This is a genomic window from Idiomarina sp. PL1-037 (genome assembly GCF_034422975.1).
In the GTDB taxonomy this organism is placed as follows: Bacteria; Pseudomonadota; Gammaproteobacteria; order Enterobacterales; family Alteromonadaceae; genus Idiomarina.
This window is the reverse complement of record NZ_CP139873.1, coordinates 2,527,537-2,551,579: the sequence shown is the minus strand read 5'-3', so window position 1 is coordinate 2,551,579 and position 24,043 is coordinate 2,527,537. Positions and strand designations below refer to the sequence as shown.

The 24,043-nt window shown below is 46.9% G+C and carries 24 protein-coding genes; 16 read left to right on the top strand and 8 right to left on the bottom strand.

Translation table 11 applies throughout. The features are described 5' to 3' along the window. Positions 1-3 precede the first annotated feature (3 nt). The gene (locus tag U0358_RS11995) at positions 4-2,313 is read right to left on the bottom strand and encodes a S9 family peptidase (RefSeq protein ID WP_322406412.1); all 2,310 of its coding nucleotides are present in this window, start codon (positions 2,311-2,313) and stop codon (positions 4-6) included. A gap of 134 nt (positions 2,314-2,447) precedes the next feature. On the opposite strand from U0358_RS11995, the gene prlC reads away from it, so the two are divergent. Continuing rightward, on the top strand, positions 2,448-4,487 hold the full coding sequence (gene prlC, locus U0358_RS11990; protein ID WP_322406411.1) for an oligopeptidase A: 2,040 nt from the start codon (positions 2,448-2,450) through the stop codon (positions 4,485-4,487). A gap of 8 nt (positions 4,488-4,495) precedes the next feature. On the opposite strand, the gene U0358_RS11985 is transcribed toward prlC, so the two are convergent. Together U0358_RS11985 and U0358_RS11980 are read right to left on the bottom strand one after the other, a co-directional pair. Beyond that, on the bottom strand, positions 4,496-4,717 hold the full coding sequence (locus tag U0358_RS11985) for a DUF2970 domain-containing protein (RefSeq protein ID WP_322406410.1): 222 nt from the start codon (positions 4,715-4,717) through the stop codon (positions 4,496-4,498). After that, on the bottom strand, positions 4,717-5,019 hold the full coding sequence (locus tag U0358_RS11980; RefSeq protein ID WP_322406409.1) for a hypothetical protein: 303 nt from the start codon (positions 5,017-5,019) through the stop codon (positions 4,717-4,719). Before U0358_RS11980 ends, U0358_RS11985 begins: the two co-directional genes overlap by 1 nt. Positions 5,020-5,154: 135 nt before the next feature. Between U0358_RS11980 and rpe the strand changes: the two genes are divergently transcribed. The 5 genes from rpe to U0358_RS11955 all read left to right on the top strand — a co-directional run bounded on the left by rpe (position 5,155) and on the right by U0358_RS11955 (position 10,729). Next, a complete protein-coding gene (rpe, locus tag U0358_RS11975) occupies positions 5,155-5,829 on the top strand; it encodes a ribulose-phosphate 3-epimerase (RefSeq protein WP_322406408.1) in 675 nt (224 codons plus the stop codon). 11 nt (positions 5,830-5,840) lie between these two features. Next, positions 5,841-6,848 (top strand): tryptophan--tRNA ligase, encoded by a 1,008-nt coding sequence (gene trpS, locus U0358_RS11970; RefSeq protein WP_317497584.1) that lies wholly within the window; start codon positions 5,841-5,843, stop codon positions 6,846-6,848. Positions 6,849-6,856: 8 nt separating this feature from the next. Then, on the top strand, positions 6,857-8,902 hold the full coding sequence (locus U0358_RS11965; RefSeq protein ID WP_322406407.1) for a sensor domain-containing protein: 2,046 nt from the start codon (positions 6,857-6,859) through the stop codon (positions 8,900-8,902). A 4-nt stretch (positions 8,903-8,906) separates the two neighbouring features. Next, positions 8,907-9,488 carry an anthranilate synthase component II gene (locus tag U0358_RS11960; RefSeq protein ID WP_322406405.1) on the top strand — a complete coding sequence of 194 codons (582 nt, stop codon included), beginning with the start codon at positions 8,907-8,909 and terminating at the stop codon, positions 9,486-9,488. Between the two features lie 68 nt (positions 9,489-9,556). Further along, the gene (locus tag U0358_RS11955; RefSeq protein ID WP_322406404.1) at positions 9,557-10,729 is read left to right on the top strand and encodes an HDOD domain-containing protein; all 1,173 of its coding nucleotides are present in this window, start codon (positions 9,557-9,559) and stop codon (positions 10,727-10,729) included. Positions 10,730-10,734: 5 nt separating this feature from the next. On the opposite strand, the gene U0358_RS11950 is transcribed toward U0358_RS11955, so the two are convergent. Next, the gene (locus U0358_RS11950) at positions 10,735-11,439 is read right to left on the bottom strand and encodes a flagellar brake protein (protein WP_317497580.1); all 705 of its coding nucleotides are present in this window, start codon (positions 11,437-11,439) and stop codon (positions 10,735-10,737) included. 328 nt (positions 11,440-11,767) lie between these two features. Here U0358_RS11950 and U0358_RS11945 point away from each other — a divergent pair, with 328 nt between their 5' ends. The 6 genes from U0358_RS11945 to U0358_RS11920 all read left to right on the top strand — a co-directional run bounded on the left by U0358_RS11945 (position 11,768) and on the right by U0358_RS11920 (position 17,241). Beyond that, positions 11,768-12,985, top strand: coding sequence for an aspartate aminotransferase family protein (locus U0358_RS11945; protein ID WP_317497579.1), 1,218 nt, complete (start codon positions 11,768-11,770; stop codon positions 12,983-12,985). Positions 12,986-12,998: 13 nt separating this feature from the next. After that, positions 12,999-14,021 carry an arginine N-succinyltransferase gene (gene astA / locus U0358_RS11940; protein WP_317497578.1) on the top strand — a complete coding sequence of 341 codons (1,023 nt, stop codon included), beginning with the start codon at positions 12,999-13,001 and terminating at the stop codon, positions 14,019-14,021. A gap of 14 nt (positions 14,022-14,035) precedes the next feature. Then, complete coding sequence (gene astD, locus U0358_RS11935; protein ID WP_322406403.1) at positions 14,036-15,505, top strand: succinylglutamate-semialdehyde dehydrogenase; 1,470 nt, start codon at positions 14,036-14,038, stop codon at positions 15,503-15,505. Positions 15,506-15,574: 69 nt separating this feature from the next. Continuing rightward, positions 15,575-15,925 (top strand): DUF3802 family protein, encoded by a 351-nt coding sequence (locus U0358_RS11930; protein ID WP_317497576.1) that lies wholly within the window; start codon positions 15,575-15,577, stop codon positions 15,923-15,925. 29 nt (positions 15,926-15,954) lie between these two features. After that, positions 15,955-16,386 (top strand): OsmC family protein, encoded by a 432-nt coding sequence (locus U0358_RS11925; protein WP_404397526.1) that lies wholly within the window; start codon positions 15,955-15,957, stop codon positions 16,384-16,386. A gap of 3 nt (positions 16,387-16,389) precedes the next feature. Then, positions 16,390-17,241: a 23S rRNA (adenine(2030)-N(6))-methyltransferase RlmJ gene (locus U0358_RS11920; protein WP_322406402.1), complete on the top strand. Its 852-nt coding sequence runs from the start codon at positions 16,390-16,392 to the stop codon at positions 17,239-17,241. A 4-nt stretch (positions 17,242-17,245) separates the two neighbouring features. Here the strand turns inward: U0358_RS11920 and U0358_RS11915 are convergent, their stop codons facing one another. The 3 genes from U0358_RS11915 to U0358_RS11905 all read right to left on the bottom strand — a co-directional run bounded on the left by U0358_RS11915 (position 17,246) and on the right by U0358_RS11905 (position 19,436). Further along, positions 17,246-18,145, bottom strand: coding sequence for a phosphoribulokinase (locus tag U0358_RS11915; protein ID WP_317497574.1), 900 nt, complete (start codon positions 18,143-18,145; stop codon positions 17,246-17,248). A gap of 74 nt (positions 18,146-18,219) precedes the next feature. Then, the gene (locus tag U0358_RS11910) at positions 18,220-18,444 is read right to left on the bottom strand and encodes a SlyX family protein (protein WP_317497573.1); all 225 of its coding nucleotides are present in this window, start codon (positions 18,442-18,444) and stop codon (positions 18,220-18,222) included. Next, complete coding sequence (locus U0358_RS11905) at positions 18,441-19,436, bottom strand: WD40 repeat domain-containing protein (RefSeq protein WP_317497572.1); 996 nt, start codon at positions 19,434-19,436, stop codon at positions 18,441-18,443. Before U0358_RS11905 ends, U0358_RS11910 begins: the two co-directional genes overlap by 4 nt. Positions 19,437-19,530: 94 nt before the next feature. On the opposite strand from U0358_RS11905, the gene fkpA reads away from it, so the two are divergent. After that, positions 19,531-20,271 (top strand): FKBP-type peptidyl-prolyl cis-trans isomerase, encoded by a 741-nt coding sequence (gene fkpA, locus U0358_RS11900; protein WP_317497571.1) that lies wholly within the window; start codon positions 19,531-19,533, stop codon positions 20,269-20,271. 74 nt (positions 20,272-20,345) lie between these two features. Here fkpA and rsd read toward each other — a convergent pair whose 3' ends face one another. Next, the gene (gene rsd, locus U0358_RS11895) at positions 20,346-20,822 is read right to left on the bottom strand and encodes a sigma D regulator (RefSeq protein WP_317497570.1); all 477 of its coding nucleotides are present in this window, start codon (positions 20,820-20,822) and stop codon (positions 20,346-20,348) included. A 102-nt stretch (positions 20,823-20,924) separates the two neighbouring features. Here rsd and nudC point away from each other — a divergent pair, with 102 nt between their 5' ends. The 3 genes from nudC (at position 20,925) to U0358_RS11880 (ending at position 24,041) form a co-directional block, all read left to right on the top strand. Continuing rightward, entirely contained in the window at positions 20,925-21,722 is a 798-nt protein-coding gene (gene nudC, locus U0358_RS11890; RefSeq protein WP_317497569.1) for an NAD(+) diphosphatase, read from the top strand. Positions 21,723-21,800: 78 nt separating this feature from the next. Beyond that, positions 21,801-22,877 (top strand): uroporphyrinogen decarboxylase, encoded by a 1,077-nt coding sequence (hemE, locus tag U0358_RS11885; protein ID WP_317497568.1) that lies wholly within the window; start codon positions 21,801-21,803, stop codon positions 22,875-22,877. Between the two features lie 108 nt (positions 22,878-22,985). Next, entirely contained in the window at positions 22,986-24,041 is a 1,056-nt protein-coding gene (locus tag U0358_RS11880; protein ID WP_317497567.1) for an efflux RND transporter periplasmic adaptor subunit, read from the top strand. The last annotated feature ends 2 nt before the right edge of the window (positions 24,042-24,043 follow it).

The window sequence follows — 24,043 nt, the reverse complement described above, 5'->3', positions numbered from 1 at the left end:
TCATTACTCAGACAACGAGCGTTCGCCGGCTGGTAAGTTCTCTTTCACGAACTCGGTCATCATGGTGCGTAAATGAAGGGTTGTACCTTCACCTTCGTAAATACCATGAGAGCGGTTCGGGTAGGCAAAAAACTCAAACTGCTTACCGTGTTTAATGAGCTCATTGACCAGGCGCTCGCTGCCCTGAAAGTGAACGTTGTCGTCGCCCGTACCATGCACTAACAGTAAGTCGCCTTCCAGGTTTTCAGCGTGAGTAATGGCTGAGGTTTCTTTATAACGCTCGGCAGACTCAGGCAGTAAACCAGAGTACCGCTCCTGATAAATGGTGTCGTACAGCGTTAGATCGGGTACTGGTGCCAGCGCCATACCCATGTGGTAGCTGTCCGGGTAACGGAACAGCGCATTCAGGGTTTGTGAACCACCACCGCTGTGTCCCCAAATGCCTACACGGCTTTCATCAATGAAGTCCCAGCGTTCCAGCATTTGTTGCAGCGCATCGTATTGGTCGCGTACAGTAACAACGCCCAGGTTCTTGTAAATAGAGCGGCGCCAGTCAAAGCCGCGTGGAGACTTGGTGCCGCGGTTATCAATAGACGCAACAATATAGCCCTGCTGTGTCAGCATGGTATGCCATAAATACAATGAGCCGCCCCATTTATTCGCAACGGTTTGCCCCCAGGGTTCACCGTAAACGTAGAACAAAATGGGGTATTCTTTACTGGGGTCGAAGTCAGTCGGCTTCATAATGTAGCCGTCCAGCTCTAAACCGTCGCGAGCTTCCACCCGGAAAAACTCAACCGGTTGTTTCTGCACCTGTTCAACCGCTTGCTGTGCTTCATTATTGTCAACCACAGTACGAATAACTTCGTGATCCGGCAGTGAAATCATATTAGTAACCGGAACCTGGTTGACCGAACTAAAGGTATGTTCAGCGTATTTGGCGTCTTGTGAAATGCTGTAACTGTGGGTGCCGTCCATGTCCGGTGTAAGGCGCTCTAAGCGACCGCTACCGTCTAAGCTGGCGCGGAACAGGTAACGCTCCAGAGGTGTTTCCGGTGAGGCAATAAAATAGACCCAGCCGTTTTCTTCGTTCACACGCAGTACTTCAACTACGTCCCAGTTACCGCGGGTAATGGCGGTGGTTCTGCCTGAGTCGCGTTGCACTCGGTAAATATGGCGATAACCGCTGCGCTCGCTTAACCAGGTAAACTCGCGACCATCATTTAAAAAGTGAATGTCGTCGACATACTCAGCCCACGAGTCGGTGCTTTCGCGTAACAACTCCTGACTACGACCGGTTTCAATCTCACTGATAAAAGCGCGGTTAATGTGCTGCTTGCGGGTCAGTTGTTGAATTAACAGTTTTTCGCTGTTGCCTGCCCAGTTCATGCGCACCAGGTAATGCTGGCGAGGGTCACCGGGAATATTCATCCATTTTGTTTGACCGCCACTGGCCGGCATTACCCCAATGCGCATAGCGGCATTAGTTTCACCCACTTTCGGGTAGGGGAACTCTTTTAACGTTGGATAGAGTTCGTCGGTGTTGTTGATCATGGTGAATATTGGTGTGCCTTCGGTGTCCAGCTGCCAGTACACAATGTGCTGGCCATCCGGGCTCCAGCGAAAACCGTCGCGCAGGAAAAACTCTTCTTCGTTAACCCAGTCGAAGGTACCGTTAACGATAGTGTCGCTGCCGTCGCTGGTCAGCGCGCTGACAGTGAAGCTGCTAAGGTCCTGCACGTAAATGTTGTTCTGCATAACAAACGCGACTTTTGTGCCTTGCGGATTAAACTTAGCAAACTGCAGAGTCGATTCGGGTGCATTCCCGCCCAGTTGGCGTAATTCGTTGTTGTTGCGGTTTAGCACCCAGTAATCGCCCAGAGTATGGGTACGCCACGAACGCTTGGTATTGGTGAAAATAAGCACTTTATCGCCATTGTCGGACCAGACGTAATTGGCAATATCCAGCGCTTTGTCCTTACCTTTCGGGGTAAGCTGTTCAGCACTGACTAAAACCGTGCGCTCGTTGGTTTCCGGGTGATAACGAACAATATCGCGGCCATCTGCCGAATTGGATTGCTCTAAAGTCGTGTAACCTGAACCGTCTTCCAGCCAGCGAGTTGGGGCCGGGCGGTTAATACTGAAGGTATCGCTGGCGAATATTTTTTCCGCTGTCAGCTGGCTAACGCCTGTTATTTCAGCTTCATTGGAGTCCGCAGTGGATTGTCCACCCAGGTTACTACAGGCACTTAAGGTGATAATGGCCGTTAATCCGACCAATAAGCGCAAAGATCGAAAAGAAGTGTCAGACATGACATTTACCTTTATTCTGATTTATTAACGAACTGATAATACCGCAAAAAACGCAGGAAACCACATAAGCGTGGTTGAAGACTAGCGCAAAGCCCCAATATCCATTGTAAGCATTTTGAAAAATTGAGGTAAAAATGAGCCATAACCCGCTATTAGAACAGAGCCAGCTTCCGGACTTTGAGCAAATTAAACCCGAACATATTCAACCCGCTGTTGAAGAGTGCATAAAACACGCTCGAAAAACCATCGATGAAGTACTGGAACGTGGTGATTTTAGCTGGAATGGTTTGATTGAGCCTTTGACCGATGCAGATGAAAAGCTTGAGCATGTCTGGGCGCCGGTGTCGCATTTGAACTCGGTAGTAAGCACGCAGGAACTGCGTGATGCGCATGACAGCTGCCTGCCATTGTTGTCGGACTATGCGACCTATGTAGGACAGCACAAAGGCTTGTTTGACGCTTATCAGGCACTGCGTGAAAGTGACGAGTTCGATACCTTGACCGAGGCTCAGCAAAAGCTCATTAACGACACTTTGCGTGACTTTCGTTTGTCGGGTGTGGACTTACCTGAAGATAAAAAGAAACGTTATGCCGAAATTTCATCGCGGCTGTCTGACTTGTCTTCAACCTTCAGCAACAACTTGCTGGATGCCACCCACGCATGGACTTGCCTGATTAACGATGAAAGCCGGCTTGCGGGTTTGCCGGAAAGCATTAAAGAAGCAGCAAAAGAAACGGCAGCAGATCAGGAAAAAGAGGGTTGGCTGTTCACTTTAGATATTCCAAGTTATCTGCCGGTAATGCTGTACGCCGAAGACCGGGAACTGCGCAAAGAAATGTATCAGGCTTTTGTGACTCGCGCGTCGGAAACTGGGCCTAATGGCGGAGAGTTCGATAACTCTGAGGTTATGAACGAAACTCTGGCTTTGCGTCATGAAATGGCGGAGCTGTTAGGTTTTAACGACTTTGCTGAAATGTCGCTGGCGACGAAAATGGCCGAGTCACCGGAGCAGGTGTTAGATTTTGTGCAGGATCTTGCCAACAAGTCCAAAGCACAGGCGAAAGCCGAGTATGCTGAAATTGAAACCTTTGCGGTAGAGCAAGGCGTGGAGAAAATGGAAGCCTGGGATGTTCCTTATTTTAGTGAGCAGTTAAAACAGCAGCGCTACTCTATTTCTGATGAACTGTTACGCCCGTACTTTCCAGAGCAACAAGTGCTAAACGGTTTGTTTGAGGTGGTTAAGCGCTTGTTTGGTATGACGGTTAGCGAGCAAAAAGACGTAAAAACCTGGCATGAGAATGTGCGCTTTTTCCGCATTCACGATGCGGACGGACATTTGCGTGGCAGCTTCTATCTGGATCTCTATGCGCGTTCAGGCAAGCGCGGTGGTGCCTGGATGGCGGACTTTGTTGGCCGCAGAGTGCATGCCGACGGCGAATTGCAAAACCCGGTGGCCTTTTTAACCTGTAACTTTAGCAAACCGGTGGGTGGTAAGCCTGCACTCTTTACTCACGATGAAGTGCTGACATTATTCCATGAGTTTGGTCATGGTTTGCACCACATGTTAACTCAGGTCGATACCGCTGGTTTGTCTGGTATTAACGGTGTCGAATGGGACGCAGTTGAGCTGCCCAGTCAATTTCTGGAAAACTGGTGCTGGGAACCTGAAGCACTGGCATTAATATCCGGACACTATGAAACTGGTGAGCCGTTGCCACAAGAGCTGCTGGAAAAAATGCTGGCTGCACGCAATTACCAGTCGGCTATGCAAATGATGCGACAGTTGGAGTTTTCATTGTTTGATATGCGTATTCATCATGAATTTGACGCAAACACGGGTGCGCGAATTAGCGAAATTTTAGATGACGTGCGTCAGCAAACTTCAGTACGTATTCCACCGGAATACAACCGTTTTCAGCACAGTTTTGGTCATATCTTTGCTGGCGGTTATGCGGCAGGTTATTACAGTTACAAATGGGCTGAAGTGCTGTCGTCTGATGCATTTGCACGCTTTGAAGAGGAAGGCATATTTAACGCCACAACCGGGCGAGACTTTTTACATGTCATTCTGGAACGCGGTGGCAGTCGTAAAGCCGCAGATTTATTCCAGGAGTTTCGTGGGCGTGAACCGAGTGCCGAAGCTTTGTTACGTCATAGCGGCATAGTAGCCTGATGTAAGCATCAGGCTGCGACAGCCATTACCAGGTTAACGACGCCGACTAAACCAAAGACTAATAGAATGGTAAGAATAACGCCAATAATGATGTAGGCTTTCGGGCTCCCATGCTGGAAGTCTCGTTGGCGGTTTTTTTCTGTTTGCACACCCAAAAAAGCCGCCAACACACTCATAACCATATTGAAGAAACCTGGTTTCGAGGTTTTGTTTTCGGTAGATTCAGACATTAATCGGTGTATTCGTTTTGGTAACGTGTGTTTTTGGTGTCGCTTGAACTTGAGATTAACTCAATCAAATCGAAGAAGTGAAATTGTACGGAACGGCTGTCGCCTTTTAACCAGCTAAACCATGTCACTTGATCTGCAGCTAATTGACACTCGACAGAGGTGTTACTTTGATCTTTTTCAGTAACAAGTTGTTGGCAGCGTTGAGTGGGATTTTGCTGAGCAACGAGCGAGGAAGGACTCACAATAGCAAACGCAGTAAACGCAGCTAATGCCAGTGATGTTATTATTGTGAGTAATCGCATGAAATTCCCTCTCAAGTCTTGATTGACTAATTTATCAGCGATTTTGTAAAAATTCTAGTCATCACTGCGAATTTTTTTGTCAGGGGTTAACTGCTACAATAAGCATCATTTTGAAATAGGTCAGGAAAACGAACGATGAAACCATTAATTGCACCGTCAATACTGTCTGCGGACTTTGCCCGTTTAGGGGAGGAAGTTGACGCGGTATTGAGCGCCGGCGCCGATGTCGTGCATTTTGACGTAATGGATAACCACTATGTGCCTAACCTGACAATAGGTCCTATGGTTTGCAAAGCGTTGCGTGATTATGGAATTGAAGCACCAATTGACGTGCATTTAATGGTTAAGCCCGTTGACCGTATTATTCCTGACTTTGCAGAGGCAGGGGCTTCTATCATTACCTTCCATCCGGAAGCCTCCGACCATGTTGACCGGACTTTGCAGCTCATTCACGAACATGGCTGCCAGGCGGGGTTGGTTCTAAACCCTGCAACACCGCTGCATTATCTTGATCATGTTATGGATAAAGTGGATGTCATTTTACTGATGTCAGTTAACCCGGGATTTGGTGGACAGTCTTTTATTTCGTCAACGCTTGATAAGCTCCGAGCGGTGCGCAAGCTGATAGATAACAGTGGGCGAGATATTCGGTTGGAAGTGGATGGCGGTGTTAAGGTGTCAAATATTGGTGAAATTGCGAAAGCGGGCGCGGACATGTTCGTTGCCGGTTCAGCTATTTTTAATGCGGATGATTACGCCAGTGTCATCCAGACAATGCGCGATGAAATCGGCGCGGTAACAGGTTCTTAGAGGAAACAGGAATGTCGAAACCAATTGTGTTAAGTGGTTGTCAGCCGTCGGGGCAATTGTCTATTGGTAATTACATTGGCGCACTACGTCAGTGGGTTAATATGCAAGACACTCACGAGTGTAAATTTATGCTGGTTGATCAGCACGCCATTACTGTACGTCAGGAGCCGGAAAAATTGCAGCAGGCAACCCTGGACGGGCTGGCTTTGTACCTGGCTTGTGGCCTTGACCCAGCGAAAAGCACTGTGTTTATTCAGTCGCATGTACCCGAACATACTCAACTTGCCTGGGTTTTGAACTGCTACACTCAAATGGGTGAGCTAAACCGCATGACGCAGTTTAAGGATAAGTCTCAGCGTCACGCTAGTAATATTAACGCGGGTTTGTTTACTTACCCGGCGCTAATGGCGGCAGACATTCTGTTGTACCAGGCGAATGAAGTGCCGGTGGGCGATGACCAGAAGCAGCACCTGGAAATGACCCGTAATGTTGCTGAGCGTTTTAATAACTTGTATGGCGATATTTTTACGATTCCGGAGCCAATGATTCCAAAAGTCGGTGCGCGGGTCATGTCATTGCAGGAGCCGACTAAGAAAATGTCAAAGTCGGACGATAACCCGAATAACTTTGTAGGTTTATTGGAAGAACCGAAGAAGATTCTGAAGAAAATTAAGAAAGCCGTTACCGACTCCGACGAGCAGGCGCGCATTTACTTTAATCAGGAAGAAAAGCCGGGTGTATCGAATTTACTGAGCATTATGTCTGCTGCCACGGGTAAGTCGATAGACGAGCTGGTACCGGACTATGAAGACAAAATGTACGGGCATTTAAAAGTAGATGTGGCAGAGTCTGTGGTGGCCATGCTGGAACCTATTCAACAGCGGTACCACGACATGCGTAATGACCAGGCATTTTTGCAACAGGTTATGAAACAAGGCGCTGATAAGGCACGTGAAGCCTCAGCAAAAACGTTGTCAGATGTTTACAAAGCGGTAGGTTTTGTACCCTACCCAGGATAAATTTAATTATGCTAGAGAGATCTTCGGAACAGCGCGAAAAAGAGTTGCTGAACAGTGTTGAAACCATGGCAAACATTGGCAGCTTTTGGTACGAACCTGCGTCTGGAGATTTATATTGGAGCCCTCAGTTAAGAGAGATTCATGGAGTCGGGCAGGATGAGCCTATCACCTATGAACAGGCTATGGCGTTTCATTTGCCTGAGTACCGTGAAAATATAGAGCACTTAGTCGAACAGAGTTTTCAGCACTGTCATAGCTGGTCGGCAGAAAGTTGCCTTAAAGACAGAAGCGGATTAATTCATTGGGTTGCTATTACAGGCATTACCCGAACGTTAAAAAATGGCGACGTGGCGCTGTTTGGTGCAATTCAGGACATAACGGTTAAAAAGTACCGTTTGCAGCAGTTACAAGAGCAAACTAACACTTTAAGAAGCACGCTGGATAACTTACTGGATGCTGTTATCACCATCGACAGCAATGGCATTATTATTAACTTTAGCGCGCCGGCTGAGCGCATGTTCGGTTACAGCGCCACTGAAGTTAAAGGTAAGAACGTCAATGTATTAATGCCCGAACCGTATGCCCGTGAACATGATCATTATCTTGATGCATACCAAAAAACTGGCCGTGCACGCATTATCGGTATTGGTCGTGAGGTACAGGCTAAGCGTAAAACTGGAGAAGTGTTCCCTATTGACTTAGCGGTAACCGAGGTCACGCACTCGGGTGAAACGCAATATATTGGCGTTATACGGGATATTACCGAACAAAAGGAAAATGCCCGTAAGCTCGAGTATTTAGCCAATTTTGATGAACAAACCGGACTCCCAAACCGACACCGATTTCTTGACCTTGTTGAGAAACGTATTGAAAGCCAGCTCCCCATTGTTGTGGCAGCCATTAATATCGATTTCTTTAATCGCGTGAATACGATTCACGGACACGAGGAAGGTGACCGTGTTATTCAGCTAATTGCGCAGCGTCTGAGAAAAACCATTGGTGATTCAGGCTGGATAGCGAGAGATCTCGGTGACCGATTTTGGGTGGGGGTCATGCTGGATTCTACTGATAACAGCTTGAGCATTATTGAGGAGCTACATAGCGTATTACGCGAACCTTTCAAAACGGCATTTCAGACGCATTACTTAACCGCAAGCATTGGGGTCAGTTTAAGTGATAAAGATGAAAATGCTTCCGGACTGCTGTCACAGGCTGATACGGCCACGTCTAATGCTCGGCATAGCGGCCGGGATAAAATTGCAGTTTACAGAGCTGAAATATCCGAGTCCGTTGTAACTGACGCTAAAACAGAGTTGGCTTTACGAGGGGCTTTGGGTCAGGGACAGTTCGAGTGCTGGCTTCAATCTAAAGTCGATACTGATGGTGTTGTCTGTGGTGCGGAGGCTTTAATGCGTTGGCGTAATAAAGCAGGAGAAATTATTCCTCCAGATCAATTTATTCCGGTCGCAGAACGCTTTAAGTTAATTATCCCTATGGCTAAAGAATTGTTGAGTCAGGTGGCTTTTGTCGTGCGGCAACTGAGCGATAAAGGTCTCAACGATCGTATTGCGGTTAATGTCAGCCCAATTGAATTTTTACAAGCAGACTATGCGGATACGGTAGAGAATATGTTCGCTGAACACGGGGCACCGCTAAACCAGTTAACTATTGAAATTACAGAAAATTTATTACTGGCTGACCCTGAAATAGTTCAACAAAGGATGTCCCGACTAGCCAAGTTGGGTGTCTTATTTTCCATAGATGATTTTGGAACGGGCTACTCTAATTTTATTCGTATTCAGCAGCTGCCGATAGGCGAGTTAAAAATAGACAGACAGTTTGTCCAACTTGCAGAAGAGAACGATAAACATAGAGGATTATTGTTGGCTATGCTGAATATGACTAAATCCCTATCGGTTTCTTCAGTAGCCGAAGGCGTAGAAACTGAAACTCAGGTTAAATTACTGAAAGAAAATGGCGCTGATTTATTGCAGGGGTTCTATTTTGCGCGGCCAGACCATTTTCAAGACTGGCTGAGTGGCCGACTGACTTAGCAGTATGATTGTATTAATTGATAACTTTGACTCATTTACTCACAATCTGGCCCGCTACTTTCGGGAATTAGGTGTAGACGTTAGTGTTTTCAGAAATAACGAATTAACCCTTACCGACATAGAGCAACTAGAACCGCAAGCGCTCGTTGTATCGCCGGGCCCTTGTACTCCCAACGAGTCAGGGATATCTTTGGCGGCCATTGAGCACTTTCATACAAAGTTACCAATATTAGGTGTGTGCCTTGGTCATCAGGCATTGGCACAAGTTTTTGGTGCAAGCGTTGTTCGGGCAGAAAATGTTATGCACGGAAAAACCAGTGTGATAAGACACTCAGGGGAAGGGCTTTTCCGGCAGCTGAATAACCCCTTAGAAGTGACCCGCTATCATTCGTTGGTTGTTTCTCCTGAGAGCTTATCTACAGATTTTATTATTGATGCCGATACGTTAAGCAAAAATGGGCAATTTGAGATTATGTCGATAAGACACCGAAATTTACCACTGTTTGGTGTCCAGTTTCATCCTGAATCTGTTATGACGGCACAAGGACATAGTCTGTTAGCGAATTTTTTACGTTATATACGATAATCAGTAAGTAGTATTTTCTCTGCTTATTCAACATAATACAGCCGCAGTTCAGCTAATACCGAGGTAACATGTTCCACTTTTTTGCGGGTACCACAGAAGGTGGTAGTAACGATCCCGCTTTGCGCTTAGAAAAACGCTTTATTAACTATCTCATAAGCTTTCCGTTTGCGCGTAAAACTCGTTCAAAAGAAGATGGTACCGACAATGAAGTGCATGAGCAGCGACGTAAGCTTTTAGAAGTTGAGCGTCTGAACTATGAAGAGCGGGATCGCAAAGCGCAGGCGCGTCAGCGTTATGCCGATCGTATTTCTGATGAATTGCATGAAGAGATTTATCATCGTGCGTTGAAAGCCATAGAAGATGGCGACTACATCAGCGAGCGCTTGATCCCACTGCCTGAGAAACTACCTGAATTACTCGATACGCTTAGCATGAAAGCCGCGTCTATGCGCCGGATTGAGTCTGTTGTGCAAGGCATGGACTGGTTCCATACGGGACTAATCCGTACGGTCAATCAACCACCATTTATTGACCGGAATAAGCAGGTAAAAATTGATAATCTGCGGGTGGCCATGAGCTTCGTGGGTACCGAAAATTTGCGCCTGCTAGCCCCTGCCTACATTATGCAAAACTGGTTGCCGCCGGCTACGCAACCGTTCACCTTATTCCGCCGGAAAATTTGGGAGCATTCGCTGGGTACGGCTATTGCCGCGCACAATATTGCGGTAGAGCGTAACCTGCGAGATCCGGTTTTAGCTTATACCATTGGTATGTTCCATGAGCTGGGAAAAATTGCCTTAACCAAGCTGTATTTGCGTTTATTTGATGAGGTACAGCGCGAATTCGCTATGCAAAGTGTTAACGATAAGTCACCAGAGCGTCACAATACTATTGTCAACTTGACTCCGGATGAACGCTTTCTGCGCGATTTAATGTTGGAAAAGGATAAGGACGTAAGTTACCTGGTTGCTGAAGGCTGGGGATTAAAGCGAGTTCCGGTAAGCGAACACTTACTAGCTTTTACACAAAGTAAAACGAAAGAGCAAGGATATGAATCTGAATATGCTGAAGCGTTAGCTCAGGCCAATGCTTATTGCGAATTCAGAATGCTGCGGGAAGTAGACCTTGCCAGTCTGGAAGAGGGTAAACACCTGTTAAACAAGCATTCAATAAAGTCAGAAACTGTCGCTCGTTTGCACAATGTGAGTTTAAAACGCCCGCCAATTGTGGTGCCTGAATAGAAGCTTCAACATTCAAACTCGGTGTCGATTAATAAATGATCGAATACCTTATTGATATGCGCTTCCTCGTCAGTGAAGCGCACGCCAACACTTATCATTCCATAGTCTTTGCGTTGGTTCATAATTTGACCTGAAAGAGTCAGAGGATCTCTCTGAGAACCTGAACCTATACTGATCTTTATATTCATGTGAGTGACATTACCCGTCTGGCTCTGCGCCTTAAACACAATTTGGCAACCGGCAGAAGAAATATCGACAATAACGCCACTGGCTAACTTCTTTTTGTTTTTGGTCTGAGTGCCATCAGCAGTAACATCAACTGGAATATGAGTTCGTACACGCCGTTGTGCCCGCAATGCGCGATTCTCTATTTGTTTCGGATAATCCAGATACAGCAACCGGAAAGGAATATTAGAGACGGCCCGGATCTTTGTTTTAAAAGCCAGGCATTCACCCGCTTCTCCCTCTAAAACCAAGCGAACAATAACCGGGTTACCTTCATATAAAACATCGGCGTAGCTGCCATCAGTGCGCGGGTTAGGCTGCTTCAACAATAAATAGTTACCGGTGTCAAAGCCCACAACCTGAAGCTTGGTGCGTACCTTGGTCGCCGAAGAAAACTCAACATCAATTACGTCGCCCGGGCGTAAGTAGGTCAGCTTTAAGTGGGGTTGAGATGAGGCGTTCAGGGGCGGAGTCTGATTTTCCATAACGTCTTTTCCAGCCGAACATTTATTCAATAATTCAGGCTAAATTAACGCGAGTTAAAAATCAATGTAATTCTGCGTAGTTAAATGTTAACTCAGTAGGTTCATTTTTTCTGGCCTAAAAAATAATGACTAAAGATTCATCGTTTCAGCATGCATTAGCATAACTATTCGTATCTTATGCAAGAAAAGCGTAAACCCTCGGTTTTAGGGATTTATAACTGAATTATCACAGACAAACTGCACAAATTTTGGCATAATAGCGGGCTACTTTTAGAGATGAATTTGTTGACACCTTTGTTAACTCGCTAAGGCGATAAGGACGAGAGTAATGACAGACAATAAGACAGTAAACCGTGAAATGTTTAATGATGTAATGGTTCCGAACTATAACCCGGCATCAATGGTTCCCGTTAAAGGAGAAGGTGCTCGTGTTTGGGATCAGGAAGGTCGCGAGTATGTCGACTTTGCCGGCGGCATCGCTGTGAACTGTCTTGGTCATTGCCATCCGGCGATGGTGTCTGCCCTGCAGGAGCAGAGCCAGAAGCTGTGGCATTTAAGTAATGTTTTTACTAACGAACCGGCAATTCGCCTGGCGAAGAAATTAACTGAAGCCACCTTTGCCGATCGTGTTTACTACGCTAACTCTGGTGCTGAAGCTAACGAAGCAGCATTAAAGCTGGCACGTCGCTGGGCAATTGAAAAGCATGGCGAGCATAAGCAACAAATTATTGCTTTCACTAAAGGCTTCCATGGGCGTACCTTCTTTACCGTAACCGTGGGTGGTCAGCCAGCTTACTCTGACGGCTTTGGCCCAAAACCTGGTGCGATTGAGCATGTGGACTACAACAATATTGACGCGCTAAAAGAACTGATTTCCGACAAAACTTGCGCTGTAATGATGGAACCATTGCAAGGTGAAGGCGGTGTAGTTACTCCAGACGTAGAGTTTGTTAAAGCGGTACGTGAGCTGTGTAACGAAAACGACGCGTTATTGATTTTTGACGAAGTACAAACAGGTTTTGGTCGTACCGGTAGCCTTTATGCGTACGAGCAGCTGGGCGTGACGCCGGACATTCTGACTTCAGCAAAAGCATTGGGCGGCGGTTTTCCTATTGGCGCTATGCTAACAACGACGGAAATTGCTGAGCACCTTAAACCGGGTACACACGGCAGTACATATGGCGGTAATCCACTGGCCTGCGCGGTATCAGAAGCGGTATTTGATGTTGTAAATACGAAAGAAACGCTGGACGGCGTGAAGCAACGTGAGCAGTGGTTCAAAGAGCAACTAACAGCAATTAATGAAAAATATAACGTGTTCAGCGAAATTCGCGGTCAGGGCTTATTGCTTGGTGCGGCAATGAATGAAGAGTACGAAGGGCGTGCGCGCGACTTCTTGCTGGCCGGCCAGGAGCATGGCGTTATGGTACTGATTGCCGGTGCTAATGTGGTGCGCTTTACCCCGTCGCTGGTTATTTCTGAAGAAGACATTAAAGAAGGCCTGCAGCGCTTTGAAAAAGCCGTTGCCCAGGTCGTTGGTCAATAACTGAGGCTGTTTTATGTTGCTAATCAGACCCATTAAGCCGTCAGATTACGAAGCGTTATACCAGTGTGCGATTGAGTCCGGTCATGGTTTTACTTCTTTACCGGTAGACCAGTCGCTGCTGGAGCGCCGCATTAACGCGGCGCAAAAAGCATTCGCTAAAGATACCGTTGAAACACCGGGCGATGAAAGCTATCTGTTTGTTATGGAAGATACCGAAACCGGTACTATTGCAGGTGTCAGTGGTATTGAAGCCGCGGTGGGTTTGAATGAAGCCTTCTGGCATTACCGTTTAGGTAAAGTTGTGCATCATTCAGAGAAGCTCAATATTTATAATGCACTGGAAACCTTAACCTTGTGTAATGACTACACCGGTGTTTCCGAGCTATGCACACTGTTCTTGCGTGAACCTTACCGGCACAATATGAACGGACGTACATTGTCACGTTTCCGTATGCTGTTTTTAGCGCAATTTAAACAGCGTTTCAGCGACTGGGTAATAGCCGAAATGCGTGGTGTTTCAGATGAAAATGGTGATTCGCCATTCTGGAATTGGCTGGAAGAGAACTTTTTCTCAATGGACTTTCCTAAAGCCGACTACTTAAGTGGCATTGGCGATAAAGTCTTTATTTCTGAACTGATGCCACGCTTCCCTATTTATACTAATTTGTTGAGTAAAGAAGCACAGGCGGTTGTCGGTAAAGTTCACGACAATACCCGGCCGGCACTGAAACTGCTGGAATCCGAAGGCTTTCGTTTTCGCGGGTTCGTCGATATATTTGATGCAGGGCCAACGGTTGAAGCTGAAGTGTGTAATCTTAACAGTGTCCGTAACAGTCGTTTAGTGACGGTAACGGTAAGCGAATCTAAAGCGGAAGATGAAGGCATTCCTCATATTGTCTGCAATACGCAACTGAAGAACTTCCGTGCGACCAAACTGTCTTTACCGGCAGGTGCAGACGAACTCGTATTGACGACAGAACAAGCCCAGGCAATGCATTTAGAAAGCGGCGATGAAGCCCGCATTGTTGCACTCTAAGCAGGAGTATTTGTATGACGAACAGTATTCAATTTATTGATGGTTGTTGGGAAGCTGGTGAAGGTCAGCTGTTCAAATCGATTGATCCGGCACGAAACGAAGTTATCTGGAGTGGCGAAGCTGCCAGTGAACCTCAGGTTGAAAAGGCCATTCTGGCAGCACGGGCGGCATTTCCGGATTGGTCCGGTCGCAGCGTGGAAGAGCGCCTAGCTATTTGTAAGAAATTTTCAGAGTTACTGGACGAAAATAAAGAGCATCTGGCTCGCACTATGGCTAAAGAAACTGGCAAACCGGTTTGGGAAACACGTACCGAAGTTGGCGCTATGATGGGTAAGGTGGCGATTTCAGAACGAGCCTACCATGAACGCACCGGTACGGTTGAAAACGATATGCCGGGCGCAAAAGCCTTTATTCGCCACAAGCCGCACGGCGTGGTCGCTGTTTATGGCCCTTATAACTTTCCGGGGCATCTGCCTAACGGTCACATTGTTCCGGCGCTTATTGCGGGTAATACCGTGGTATTCAAACCAAGCGAACTGACTCCTATGGTGGCCCAGGAAACCGTTAAGTTATGGGAAAAAGCAGGCATCCCGGCGGGGGTTCTTAACCTGGTTCAGGGCGAAGTTGACACGGGTAAGGCATTGTCAGCACACCCACAAATTGATGGTCTGTATTTCACCGGCTCATCAAACACTGGGCATTTGTTACACAAACAATTTGGCGGTCGTCCTGATAAGATTCTGGCACTGGAAATGGGCGGTAACAACCCATTGTTGGTGACGAATGTGGCTGATATTGATGCAGCGGTACACAATATCGTGCACTCGGCTTTCATCACTTCTGGTCAGCGCTGCACTTGCGCACGTCGCTTGTTTATCGAAGATTCTGAGCAAGGCCGTGCTGTACTGGAACGTCTCATTGAAGTCACTGAAAATATTCTGGTCGACGATTACGAAGCTGATCCACAGCCATTCATGGGGGCTATGATTTCTGCTAAAGCTGCGGGCGAAATGGTCGATGCACAGAATGAGCTGTTGCATAAAGGAGCTAAGTCATTAGTTCGTATGAAGCAGGCTGACTCGAAGAAAGGGTTTGTCACTCCGGGTATTGTGGATGTAACCGGAGTTGAAAATTTACCGGACGACGAGCATTTTGGACCATTATTGAAAGTGTATCGTTTTAAAGATATTGATGCGGCTATCAAAGAAGCGAACAATACGCGTTATGGTCTGTCTGCTGGTGTTTTGTGTGATGATGAGCAAACCTATCGTTACTTCTTTAAACACATTCGTGCAGGTATTGTGAATTGGAATAAGCCGATTACTGGTGCCAGCAGTGCCGCACCTTTTGGAGGCATTGGCGCAAGCGGTAATCACCGTGCTAGTGCGTATTATGCGGCGGACTATTGCGCGTACCCGGTTGCCTCTGTGGAAGCTGACAGCATGAGCTTACCTGAGAGTTTAGCTCCAGGGCTTAAATTTTAATCGCAATCTGTGCTAGCTTAGTGGCTAGGCAACGTATGGGTTGCCTGGCCGCGAGACAAAGAGAAACAGATGATAGTTGAAACAGACGGATACATTGAGCTAATCCAGTACCTGACAGGTCAGTTACCGGTCTTCACTGAGCAAAGTAGCAGCGCAAAAACTGCAGACTATACTTTGCGTGACTTTATGGAAGAGCGTTTGTCAGAAAGCATGATGGCAGTGTTTGAGCAGAACGAGCTCGATGAAGCTTTGCGGCTGAATATTGTCCGGGAAACGGATGCTATTGTTTACGATTTGGAAGAAGTGTTATCCAAAGTTTTGGATACACACCCGACTCCGCAGCAGGAAGCCTTCATTAATGAGTTTGTTGGTCTGGTAAAAAACCTTTTCGATGAGCGCCTGCAAAGTTACCGACTGTAGTCTTTTATCGATTTCAGCAAGGATATTCAATGTCAGCAAATAGCATGAATGCAAAGGTTGCCTGGTTAGACGGCATGACTTTTGTGGCTACCTCAGGTAGTGGTCATCAAGTGGTCATGGATGGTGACAACCCCGGCAAAGCCCCGAGTCCTATGGAAATGGTACTCATGTCCGCAGGAAGCTGCGCGTCTGTTGACGTGGTCAGTATATTGCAAAAAGCTAAGCAGAACCTTCAGCGCTGCTATTGTGAGTTGTCAGGAACCCGTGCCGATTCAGTACCAAAGGTTTTTACTGACATTCATCTGGAGTTCGTGATTGTGGGCACGGATATTAACGAAAAGCACGTAGAGCGTGCGGTGAAACTGTCAGCCGATAAGTACTGTTCGGTGGCTAAAATGCTGGAAGCGTCGGTTAATATTACCCACAGTTACCGTATTGAACCTCCTCAACAAGACGACTGATCTTTGAATTATCGACACATTTTTCATGCCGGCAATTTTGCCGATGTTTTTAAGCATTTGCTTCTGGCGCGAGCGCTGGAGTATTTTCAGCAAAAGAGTAAGCCCTACTTTGTACTCGATACTCACGGTGGTATCGGTTACTACGATTTGCAAGGTGATCAGGCCGTAAGAACTGCCGAAGCCGAACAGGGTATTGTCCGTTTTGCTCAATACTCAGCCGAAGAACCCTTAGCCGGCGCTTATTTAAACACCGTGCGTCAATTAAACGAAGAGCAAGGTAAGCTTAGGTATTACCCTGGTTCACCAGTCATAACCTCTGAATTTTTACGCGAAAATGACCGGTTAGTTGTTTGTGAACTGCATAAAGAAGACGCAGAGACCCTTAAAAACACCCCTTTGGGTCGGCACAAACAAGTGCAAATACTGGCTCCCATGGACGGTTATCAGGCTGTGCGTGCGCAACTGCCCCCTGCTGAAAAGCGTGGGTTGGTACTTATTGACCCGCCTTTTGAAAACACCACGGAGTTTGACGATGTGGTCAGCGCGTTGGAACAGGGCTTAAAACGCTGGCAAAGCGGTAGCTTTGCGGTTTGGTACCCCATTAAAGATGAGTTGAAAACGGCTGCTTTTCACCGTGATGTTGGTGCTTTGCCAGGTCTGCCTAAGACTCTGATTATGGAACTGAATATACGCACCAATGATGAGCGTAAAGGGCTTCACGGCTGTGGCTTTCTCTGGATCAATCCGCCTTATGGCGTGGTGCAGGACAGCGAGCATCTGTTACCCGTCTTGTGCAAAACTCTCGCTCAGGATAAAGGTGCCAACTTTCACAGTAGATGGTTAGTTAGTGAGTAGTTACTTATTTACTTGATATCCAGTCAACCTGTCGGCGAACCTGGTTTTTCCTTTCCATAATTTGTTCTATCAGCGGTGTCAGAATAAGCTCCATGGCTAAGGCCATTTTCCCGCCGGGCACAACCAGGGTACTGGTACGCGACATGAAAGAGCCGTCTATCATCTGCAGGTAATAGGGGAAGTCGACATTCTTAATACCCCGAAAACGAATAACAACAAAGCTCTCGTCCAGTGACGGAATATCCTTGGCACTGAAAGGGTTGGACGTATCAACCGTAGGCACTCGCTGGAAGTTGATATGAGTACGCGAAAACTGGGGAACAATATGGTGAATGTAATCTTCCATGCCACGAATAATGCTGGTGGTAACCGCTTCACGTGAATGGCCCCGCTCTGATGTATCGCGAATCAACTTCTGGATCCACTCAAGGTTAACAATAGGCACCATGCCGATTAATAAATCGACATACTGAGTGACATCGTACCCGTCACCGCAAACACCGCCATGCAGGCCTTCATAGAAAAGCGCATCGGTATTTTCAGGGAGCTCTTCCCAGGGCGTAAAAGTCCCGGGCATTTGGTTATAAGGCACGGCATCATCAAAGCTGTGTAAATAGCGACGCACTTTGCCGTTGCCGGTTTGTGAATAAGAACGGAATAAGGATTCTAACCGGTCAAAGTCATTGGCTTCGGCACCAAAATAACTGATATGACGACCCTGTTCCTGAGCTTTGCGAATAGCCAAGTCCATTTCAGGGCGGGAGTAGCGATGAAAGCTGTCACCTTCTACAAATGCTGCACTCACATCTAACGAACGAAAGATATGGCGTACGGCTTGTCCTGTGGTAGTTGTTCCTGCTCCTGATGAACCGGTAACGGCAATAATCGGGTGCTTTGATGACATAACATTCTCGCAAACTAAATAAGAACAGTTGTTATACTGACCTGATTTACTAAGGTCAAGGTAAACCCAACGCTTTAATAATGAGGAGGGGGTGGTTCATCTGCCGGATCTGAGTCAGTCGACTGATTCTCCTGCATTTGTTTCAGCCGCTTTCCTAACCAGCGAATTTGTTTTTGCATTTCACTCATTTGCTGAGTTTGCTCAGTAACCCGTTTATTCAATGAATCAATGGTGTCTTCCTGAAAGGTTAATTGCATTTCAAGGTTAGTTAATTGCGCTTCTATTTTTTCTACTGTCATTCTTTAATACCTGTTAAATCAATACTCCACCACTCAGCGAGACCCGCAGAACTCTCGCTAATGACCTGTTGTTGTTTTTCATCAAACACGACGGCCAATATGGAAGCGTTGCTCGGATGACCTCCGTCGCGTAAATCAACTCGCCAGTGCGTGAGCTCTTCTCCGGTCGAGGTGTCCCAGATTGCAATTTGACGCGAGGGCGATCCGGTAATGAGGTAATCACCAGAGGCACTAAAGCGCGCCGCACTAAAAATTTTATGGCGTTCTATGAACTTAAGTTTTGAAACAACTTCACCCTTTGGTAGCGAACGGATAATGGCATTATCGATTGCATCTGAGATAAACGCAAAATGGCCATCAGGGTGCAAAGCAACCTGTGTGATCCGCCCATCAAGAGGCCAACGGTGCACAATTTGCCCGCTGCGGGTATCCCATAGTATGGCTGAATGATCATTAGAACCACTGAGCACATAAAAACCGTTGGGAGAAATATCGAGAGCATTAATGTTTTCGGTATGGCCATAAAATTCAATACGCCGTCCTGAGGCAGGATTAAAAGCAACTTGCGTGCCGTCTCGCTTACCCAGTACCACAGTTCCGCCTTTTTTACTGACGACCAGCTTCTGTATACCCCCTGAGCCTATTTTCCAGAAACCCAGGTTTTCACCGCTATTAATATCCCACATGGAAAACTCTTTACGCGATGCGGCAACCGCGACTTCTCCGTCGGCGCTAATATCTACGTCGATTATTTGAGAGACGGCGTTTTCATTATGCTGCCATTGGTACTTTGCATTGGTGGCATAACGAGGCCACAACAGCAAGCCAGCTTCGTCTGTAGAGACCAGACTAAAGTTCCCGTCGTCCGAAATATCAGCGGCGTAGGTACCGTTGTCAGCGTGAATTGTTTTATTGATCTTTTCCGGTGCAGGTTGGCAACCGGTGAGTACAACCAGCAAAATAAACGCACCGCACAGCTTGAGAAAAGGCATAGGCAAGTTCCTTGTGGTTGTGTAGTATGGTTCTGTTAGATAACACTATTATGGCATAGTCCGAAAGGATGCAAGACGATAATTGGAGAAAACGATGAAACAACTGATAAAGCCGTTAGCTATTTCAGCCATCGCGCTGGCACTGACGGCCTGCTCGCAAGAAAAATTTCCGGCTAATGATACGGAATTAAAAACAGACAAAGATAAGCAGGCTTACGCGTTAGGCTCTTCTGTTGGTGGGTTCATTGCGCGTAACCTGGATCGTCAGGAAGAAGCGGACTATATGCTGGAACGTGACATTGTTATTGCCGGCTTTGTCGATGCGGTTAAAGGTGATCCTCAACTGGGTGAAGAAGAAGCTGAAAAAATTCTGAACGCTATGCGCGAAGAGGTCATGGAACATCGTCAGAACGTTTTAGGTAAAAAAGCTGCTGAAGAAGGGAAAGCCTATTTAGCGGAAAACGCGAAAAAAGAGGGTGTGCAATCAACTGACTCGGGTCTTCAGTATGAGGTTCTTGAAGAAGGTGACGGTGTTAGCCCATCGGAAACCGACATGGTAGAAGTTCATTACGAAGGTACGCTGGTTGATGGCGAAGTGTTTGACAGCTCATATGAGCGTGGCGAACCAACATCATTTCCGCTAAACCGCGTTATCCCTGGCTGGACTGAAGGTCTGCAATTGATGAAAGAAGGCGCTAAATACCGTTTCGTGATCCCGTCTGAACTGGCGTACGGTGATCGTGAATTGGGTGATGGTCAAATCCCACCAAATTCAACGCTGATTTTTACTGTTGAGCTGCTTAACGTACAAAAAGACGAACTGGATACCGAATAGGTTCCGTTGCGCTTTCATGTATACAAAAACGCCGGCGAAATGCCGGCGTTTTTATAAATTCAATAAAACTCAGCTTATGCTGTTATTAAATTATGCTCGTCTAAATGATTGAGAAGTTTGTCTTCAAACTCCATTCTTAATTCCAGTGCTTCACCCAGTGCCGATAAATCTCTATCGAAGGTTTCACAGTGATCAGTTGAGCTTATCTCACCATATCTATCATTAAAATCTAACGCAATTTCAGTGGTGTCAGAAATTAAAGGGAATAATTCGTCAGCTAAATCATCAACTGAGTTTCCCTGAGATGAAGCTTCGCGCACAATTTGATCATAAATTTCAAAATGACCACTTGAGACGTAGTCGACTAATTGACCGCAAAAATCGCGGATATCAGTGACGTTGGGTAAGCCCGAGCGAATGCTTTCATAAGGCGGGAGCGCGGCAAGTTTAAAATAATTTACCAGTAAGTTCTGGCGCTCGGATAGCCATAGGTCGATACTTTTATGAGCGCCGGCCCAGCGCTTTTTTGCCTGCTCATTACGGCTTAACATGATACTCTCCGTCTATAGTTTCAGTACCTAATGTAAATTCATAAGCATTAGAACTCAACTGATTTTACAGAAAATCAAACGCATTTGATACGCGGGATTAATATGGCGACTTTGTATTCAAAACCGGCGGCTGATGAACCTGCCTGGTGGTTTGTGGTGAGCTCTGACCATCTCTTTCTGGATGAAAGCGGAGAAGTCCCTTTTGGCTGCCTGCAAGATCTAGGCTTTCCAGACTTAAATGACTACCGGGTAGTGGAAATAGGCGAGCTGCGGGAGCGTAGCTGTTATTTGGTTATGGCCGACTATATGGACGAACAGTTCATTGGTGGTGAGTTTGCACCTTTACGCCAATTACTTACCGTGGACGACATGGAAAAGTTTGCTATGGCAGGCAGAGCCCGGCAATTCAGCGACTTTCTGAATACTCATCGTTTTTGCGGCCGCTGCGGTGCTCGCATGCAAACCATAGAATGGGAGCTGGCGATGCATTGTAATCAGTGCCAGCACCGTTGTTACCCGCGCGTGTCGCCATGCGTTATTGTGGCTATCCGCAAAGATGACAAAATTCTGCTGGCTCAAGGCAAGCGCCATAAGCCCGGCTTACACTCTATATTGGCAGGCTTTGTCGAAGCCGGCGAGAGTCTGGAACAGGCATTAGAGCGTGAAGTTTATGAAGAGGCCGGCATTCGCGTTAAGAACATTCAGTATCATTTAAGCCAGCCCTGGTCTTTTCCTCATTCGCTAATGATGGGTTACACGGCAGACTGGGCAGAGGGTGAATTGCATATCGACCCGTACGAACTGGTGACAGGCGACTGGTTTGCTTTTGACGACCTGCCGGATATTCCGCCCGAAGGGACCATAGCAAGAACTTTGATTGATCTATCTCAAAAGAGGTAAGCACAAGTTTTCATGGAGCCAATGCCTGCGGACTGATAAAATGCCTGGCATTGATGTTGATAAATAATTGGATTCGCTATGACCGCTCCGGCGCTTAAAAATGATCGTTACCTCCGTGCACTGGCAAAACAACCCGTTGATCGCACTCCCGTCTGGATGATGCGTCAGGCTGGACGCTATTTACCTGAGTATAAAGAAGTACGCGCGGAGGCTGGCGACTTTATGTCATTATGCCGAAACACTGAGCTTGCTTGTGAAGTGACCATGCAACCGTTGCGTCGGTTCGACCTGGATGCTGCCATACTCTTTAGCGATATTCTAACGATTCCCGACGCTATGGGTCTGGGCTTATATTTTGAAGCCGGTGAGGGGCCGAAGTTTAAGGATCCGGTACGCAGCATGGCCGCCATAAAAAACCTGGCCGTACCCGATATGGAAGATGAGTTAGGTTACGTGATGGATGCTGTGCGCGCTATTCGTCGTGAGTTGAATGGCAGTGTACCGCTGATTGGTTTCTCTGGTAGCCCGTGGACACTGGCTACCTATATGGTTGAGGGCGGAAGCACCAAAAACTTTTCCAAGGTGAAGCAGCTGATGTTTGCTGATCCTGAAGCTATGCATACCTTGTTGAATGTTCTGGCTGACTCCGTTACTCAGTATCTGAATGCACAGATTGCCGCAGGTGCGCAGTCGGTGATGATATTTGATACCTGGGGCGGTGTTTTGTCACCTCGTGACTACAAGGCATTCTCGTTGGCTTACATGGAAAAAATTGTCGCGGGTCTTACTCGGGAAGCCGACGGACGCAAAGTGCCGGTTACTTTATTTACCAAAAATGGTGGGCAATGGTTGGAAACTATGGCTGCCAGCGGTGCCGATGCGCTAGGAGTGGACTGGACCACAGATTTATCCGATGCCAGAGCTCGTGTTGGGGGGCAAGTCGCGCTGCAGGGGAATATGGACCCTAGCGTACTGTATGCTAAACCTCAAAGGATTGAACAAGAAGTACAAAGCATATTACAAAGCTATGGTTCAGGTACGGGGCATGTGTTCAATTTGGGGCATGGAATTCACCCGGAAGTTGACCCTGAACATGCAGGTGCTTTTATTGAGGCTATTCATAAATACAGCCCGGCATTTCACTCAAACGATTGAATTTGAGACTAAACCGCCAGAATACTCGTTAAGTGCACCGCCTTTTGGCGGTGTTTTGCGTAAAATAGCCCATGTTAAAACCGTTTTACAAAGAACCTAGAGGTAAGCATGGCGAAGCGTTCCTGGATTAACCCGATTACGATTGTTGTCATTGTCCTGATTGCGGCAGCTATATACCTGTTTGGGTTTCCGCCCGAATCGAAAGTCCAGGAAGGAAAGGAGCAATCGGTTCCGGTGAAAATCCAGACCGCTGAAATCAGTGAGTTCCGCGACACTATTGAAGCACTCGGCACCGCCATGGCCAATGAAACGGTTCGTATTACTACGCAAACGCAGGACGTTGTCGAAAAAATCTATTTTGAAAGCGGTGACTTAGTTGAACAGGGACAACTTCTGGCAGAGCTCAATGCACGTACAGAAGTTGCGCGCGTGCAACAGTTAAAATTCAGCTTGGACGAAGCCAAACGCCAGTTGGACAGAATAACCGAACTACGTCGGGGGAACGCGGCCTCTCAGCAGCAATTTAATGAACAGGAAGTTCGTGTTAACGGGTTACAAGCCGATTTAGAAGTCGCAGAAGCTAATTTGCAGGAAATGAAAATTTATGCACCTTTTTCAGGGAGAGTCGGTATTCGCGAAATTAGTGCAGGCTCTCTGGTGAGTCCGGGGGATGTGTTTACGACCCTTGATGATATTAAGCCGATTAAAGTGGATTTTAGCGTTCCTGAACGTTACTTCGCCAGTATTGCTGTAGACCAGGAAGTGATTGCCCGCAGCCGTGCTTATCCTGGCGAACAGTTTGTCGGGCGTATTTCCAGTATTGATTCGCGCGTTGACCCCGTGACTCGTTCCGTGAAAGTGCGCGCTAAAATTGATAATGATGATGAGCGCCTGCGTCCGGGAATGCTTTTGCAAATTACCTTGCTACGCAGCATTGACGAAGCCTTATTATTGCCCGAAAAAGCCCTTATTCCGATTCAGAACAGACAATACGTATATGTGTTAACTCCGGATAATAGAGCTCGCCAAAAAGAAGTCACCATAGGTCGCCGTAAGCCCGGTATTGTAGAGATTACTGACGGTCTTAAGCCGGGAGAAAAAGTCATTATAGAAGGCATTGTTCGCCTTCGCGACGGTGTACCTGTTTCTGTGCAGGGAGGTTAAGT

Bases quoted from the DNA above. Each gene is read 5' to 3' on its own strand.
- U0358_RS11995 (WP_322406412.1), bottom strand. From the start codon at position 2,313: ATGTCTGACACTTCTTTTCGATCTTTGCGCTTATTGGTCGGATTAACG.
- prlC (WP_322406411.1), top strand. From the start codon at position 2,448: ATGAGCCATAACCCGCTATTAGAACAGAGCCAGCTTCCGGACTTTGAG.
- U0358_RS11985 (WP_322406410.1), bottom strand. From the start codon at position 4,717: ATGTCTGAATCTACCGAAAACAAAACCTCGAAACCAGGTTTCTTCAAT.
- U0358_RS11980 (WP_322406409.1), bottom strand. From the start codon at position 5,019: ATGCGATTACTCACAATAATAACATCACTGGCATTAGCTGCGTTTACT.
- rpe (WP_322406408.1), top strand. From the start codon at position 5,155: ATGAAACCATTAATTGCACCGTCAATACTGTCTGCGGACTTTGCCCGT.
- trpS (WP_317497584.1), top strand. From the start codon at position 5,841: ATGTCGAAACCAATTGTGTTAAGTGGTTGTCAGCCGTCGGGGCAATTG.
- U0358_RS11965 (WP_322406407.1), top strand. From the start codon at position 6,857: ATGCTAGAGAGATCTTCGGAACAGCGCGAAAAAGAGTTGCTGAACAGT.
- U0358_RS11960 (WP_322406405.1), top strand. From the start codon at position 8,907: ATGATTGTATTAATTGATAACTTTGACTCATTTACTCACAATCTGGCC.
- U0358_RS11955 (WP_322406404.1), top strand. From the start codon at position 9,557: ATGTTCCACTTTTTTGCGGGTACCACAGAAGGTGGTAGTAACGATCCC.
- U0358_RS11950 (WP_317497580.1), bottom strand. From the start codon at position 11,439: ATGGAAAATCAGACTCCGCCCCTGAACGCCTCATCTCAACCCCACTTA.
- U0358_RS11945 (WP_317497579.1), top strand. From the start codon at position 11,768: ATGACAGACAATAAGACAGTAAACCGTGAAATGTTTAATGATGTAATG.
- astA (WP_317497578.1), top strand. From the start codon at position 12,999: ATGTTGCTAATCAGACCCATTAAGCCGTCAGATTACGAAGCGTTATAC.
- astD (WP_322406403.1), top strand. From the start codon at position 14,036: ATGACGAACAGTATTCAATTTATTGATGGTTGTTGGGAAGCTGGTGAA.
- U0358_RS11930 (WP_317497576.1), top strand. From the start codon at position 15,575: ATGATAGTTGAAACAGACGGATACATTGAGCTAATCCAGTACCTGACA.
- U0358_RS11925 (WP_404397526.1), top strand. From the start codon at position 15,955: ATGTCAGCAAATAGCATGAATGCAAAGGTTGCCTGGTTAGACGGCATG.
- U0358_RS11915 (WP_317497574.1), bottom strand. From the start codon at position 18,145: ATGTCATCAAAGCACCCGATTATTGCCGTTACCGGTTCATCAGGAGCA.
- U0358_RS11910 (WP_317497573.1), bottom strand. From the start codon at position 18,444: ATGACAGTAGAAAAAATAGAAGCGCAATTAACTAACCTTGAAATGCAA.
- U0358_RS11905 (WP_317497572.1), bottom strand. From the start codon at position 19,436: ATGCCTTTTCTCAAGCTGTGCGGTGCGTTTATTTTGCTGGTTGTACTC.
- fkpA (WP_317497571.1), top strand. From the start codon at position 19,531: ATGAAACAACTGATAAAGCCGTTAGCTATTTCAGCCATCGCGCTGGCA.
- rsd (WP_317497570.1), bottom strand. From the start codon at position 20,822: ATGTTAAGCCGTAATGAGCAGGCAAAAAAGCGCTGGGCCGGCGCTCAT.
- nudC (WP_317497569.1), top strand. From the start codon at position 20,925: ATGGCGACTTTGTATTCAAAACCGGCGGCTGATGAACCTGCCTGGTGG.
- hemE (WP_317497568.1), top strand. From the start codon at position 21,801: ATGACCGCTCCGGCGCTTAAAAATGATCGTTACCTCCGTGCACTGGCA.
- U0358_RS11880 (WP_317497567.1), top strand. From the start codon at position 22,986: ATGGCGAAGCGTTCCTGGATTAACCCGATTACGATTGTTGTCATTGTC.